The sequence below is a fragment of the Chamaesiphon sp. genome (assembly GCF_041737865.1).
Lineage (GTDB): Bacteria > Cyanobacteriota > Cyanobacteriia > Cyanobacteriales > Chamaesiphonaceae > Chamaesiphon.
Genome location: NZ_JBGSQZ010000273.1, coordinates 1 through 3524 on the forward strand (window position 1 = coordinate 1; position 3524 = coordinate 3524).

4 protein-coding genes are annotated in these 3524 nt (G+C 42.4%); all 4 read right to left on the bottom strand.

Translation table 11 applies throughout. The annotated features are described in order from the left end of the window. On the bottom strand, positions 1–723 hold a 723-nt coding region (locus ACEW9J_RS20910; RefSeq protein ID WP_373547023.1), incomplete at its 3' end, for a mechanosensitive ion channel domain-containing protein. Positions 724–727: 4 nt separating this feature from the next. Continuing rightward, a complete protein-coding gene (locus tag ACEW9J_RS20915; RefSeq protein WP_373547024.1) occupies positions 728–1429 on the bottom strand; it encodes a TrkA family potassium uptake protein in 702 nt (233 codons plus the stop codon). Between the two features lie 21 nt (positions 1430–1450). Then, the gene (locus ACEW9J_RS20920; RefSeq protein WP_373547025.1) at positions 1451–2785 is read right to left on the bottom strand and encodes a TrkH family potassium uptake protein; all 1335 of its coding nucleotides are present in this window, start codon (positions 2783–2785) and stop codon (positions 1451–1453) included. A gap of 43 nt (positions 2786–2828) precedes the next feature. Next, positions 2829–3524: mechanosensitive ion channel family protein (locus tag ACEW9J_RS20925; RefSeq protein ID WP_373547026.1), on the bottom strand; the 696-nt coding region annotated here is incomplete at its 5' end.

Below are 3524 nucleotides of genomic sequence, written 5' to 3' on the forward strand. Positions count from 1 at the left end.
GGTGACTAGCGAAATCATTGGTTCGATTCTGGCATCTTCAATTAGATATTTACGCACCATCGTTTTCCATTCTGTTTTAGCCAGCGGTACATATTCTCCTACAACCTCCTCGGCAATTTGCTGGATCAGCGTGCGCGCTAGACGATGATCGCTGCCATACTTGACGGGAATATTAATTTCATCCCAGACAAAGGGAAAATCAGCAGAATAGTTGAAAACGGGTTCTTTGAATACAAAACTATTGGCAATGCGGACGATTCTACCATTGTATTGATCTGCCTTCACCCACGCGCCAATCTCCATCACTGTAGTTCGCAACAGGCTGATATCAATCACATCGCCCATGATGCCGCCAAGCTGGACGCGATCGCCAGTCTTGTAAAATTGCCCTAAAGAAATCGCTACCCAGCCCGCAAAGCTGGCAATTACCTCCTGGAGGGCAAATGCTACCCCCGCACCCACTACCCCAAAGACGACTGTTAATTGCCCTAATCGATCGTTAAAGACAATCGTCATCATTAGCGCGATCGCTATATAGCCAACGAATGTCACGACTTTCCGTAAGCGATAGCTAGTATCGGGATCTTGAACATATCTCGATACCGAACGGCGAAAGATCCGCACCGCGATTGTAATAATAAAAATTGCAATAATTGCCGTAATGAACTTAGCGACTAACGGATCGGCAAACCAGCGTTGAGTTGATGTAATTAGGCCATTCATAATATCAATTGTGAATCGGTAGTTTACTAATGTCTTGATTAGCACCAATTACTACGAGTATTTTTCCTTGTTCGAGTAGGGAATCGGGATGAAGATTGATTTCAAATTTATCTTGATGAATCAAGGCGATCGCGTTAACTCCATAACGATTGCGGAGTTGCAGTTCGCCCAATGTTTTGCCATGAAATTGTTGAGGAATAATTATTTCGACAATACTATGATCGGGATCGAGGTCGAACCGATCGAGGATTTGGGGTGTGGTGAGCGATCTGGCTAGTGTATATCCTGCCTCCTGTTCGGGATAGATGACTCGATCTGCGCCAATTTTAGTCAGGAGTGTTCCATGTATGCTCGAAGAAGCTTTAGCAATTACATGTTTTACGCCACCCTGTTTAACATTGAGAGTCGTAATAATACTCTCTTGTAAGAAACTGCCGATCGCGATAATTACAGTATCAAATTCATAAATTCCGGCTTCTTTGAGGGCGGTCGGATCGACTGAATCTAGCTGTAAAGCATGACTGACTAAGCGATCGTTTAAAATATCATCTACTCGTTTGGCATCTTTATCGATTCCCAAAACTTCATATCCAAGATCGTGTAGAGCACTACAGACCGCTCGACCAAATCTACCCAATCCGATGACAGCAAACTGTTTGGAATCTTTTCGAGAACCACTAAATAAATTCAATGTTGTTAAATTCATATTCGAGCTTAAAAATTTGGTCTAGCCAACTAATAAATTTTCTTCTGGATATCGAACCCGACTGCGGATCGGATCGCCCAATAATGCTGACATCAATAGCAGGATTCCGACTCGCCCGATGTACATCGTGACAATTAGCGTCAATTTCGCGGCTGATGAAATTGACGCGGTAATTCCAGTTGATAATCCTACAGTTGCAAATGCCGAAACCACCTCGAAAAAGACTTGAATAAATGTGACTTCTGAATCGGTAATCGCAATAATAATTGTAGCAGTAATTACTGTAGCAAAAGAGCCTACTAATACACCGATCGCCTTCAAAATCATCGATAGCGGTACTCTTCTTTGATACAGGATTACTTCGTCTTTTCCCCTGAGTACAGAACGAGTCGCACTAACGAGAATTCGCAGTGTCGTAGTTTTAATTCCGCCGCCTGTACCGCCTGGACTAGCTCCAATAAACATTAAAGCGATCGTAATAAATAAGGCTGCTGTCGTTAGCTTACCATGCTCGATCGTATTAAAACCAGCAGTTCTGGCACTAACAGATTGAAACCAAGCAATTAGTAATTGGGTTGTGAAGTTTTCACCCCCTAATGTATCGGGATTGCGGAGTTCGATCGCGAAAAAAGCGATCGTACCGAATACGAACAAAAATAATGTCGTACTCACTCCTACCTTGAAATTAAATGAAAATACGAACTTACGTTCTCGTCTGGATAGCCAATTAGATAACCACAGATACAATTCTAGAATTACCTGATAGCCTAGTCCGCCAAAGATAATTAAACCAGTAATAGTCAGATTAACTAAAATTGAAGATTGATAACCAATCAAACTATCTGAAAATAAACTAAATCCGGCATTGTTCCATGAATTAACGCTATGGAAAATCGCTAACCATATTGCTGATAATGGCTGTCGATCGGCTAAAAATGCAGGTAGTAATAATAACATGCCGGAAATTTCAAAAATTGCCGTAGTCGCAATAATTGAGAGTAAAACTTCTCGACTACCTTGCATCCCCGTCCGATCCAATGCTTGCTGAATCGCAATCTTATCGCGTAATGTAAATCTAGCCCCAATAATTAGTAACAGAAAAGTGTTGGCAATCATATAACCCAATCCACCAATCTGTACCAAGATTAATAGAGTTAATTGACCCCAAAAAGAAAAGAACATCCCGACATCCACCACCGATAAACCCGTCACACAGACAGCAGAGGTTGCCGTAAATAGAGCAATCAGTGGATTTGTCCATGTCCCCTGTGCGCTGGCAAATGGCATCATCAGGAGTAAACTACCCACCAAGATCGTCGCTAAAAATCCAAGACAAATAGTGCGAGAAACAGTCATTTAAGTAAGTTATGAATCGTAAATTACAAATTGTGGATCGTAACTATCCTTCAGTAGATTTTGGTTGAGAATTGCCTGAATCGACGAGATTTTTGACTCGATCGATTCTAAATCCAGGGATGGTATAGTCCGCAGGTAAATAACTTTCAGGAATGGTATTTTGATTACCATCTCTCACTGCACGGTAATGGGGCGAGAGGATTTCAATCCCGACTTCGTTACACTTATCCTGGATGTTTTGGTGCAATTCTGAATAAATCCTTGCCATAATCTTGGGCGTACTAGTATAGGCATTGATTTCATAACTGACATAAAAATCATCGAGACTAGTTTGCAACACAAATGGTATGGGTTCTGGCAAAATTGATGCAGTCGCATTAGCGGCACCAATTAGGGCTTGATGGACTGTCCGCCACGGCACATCATAGCCGAGAGTGATTGTAGTATGCAGGATTAAAGGCGGTGTGTTGGGGTCTTGCGCCGCAGCACTGTAGTTAATAATTTGGGCATTGAGTACCGCTGCATTGGGAATCGTAACCACCACATTTTTAATCGTGCGAATGCGGGTGACTAGTAAAGTTTTTTCGACAATATCACTAACAGCCTCACCTACTTTCACCCGATCTCCGACCTCAAAGGCACGAGTATAGATTAATATTACCCCCGCAACAACGTTAGCAACCGCCGCCGAAGAACCTAGAGACAGTAGCAAACCAAGGAACACCGAAACACCTTGGAA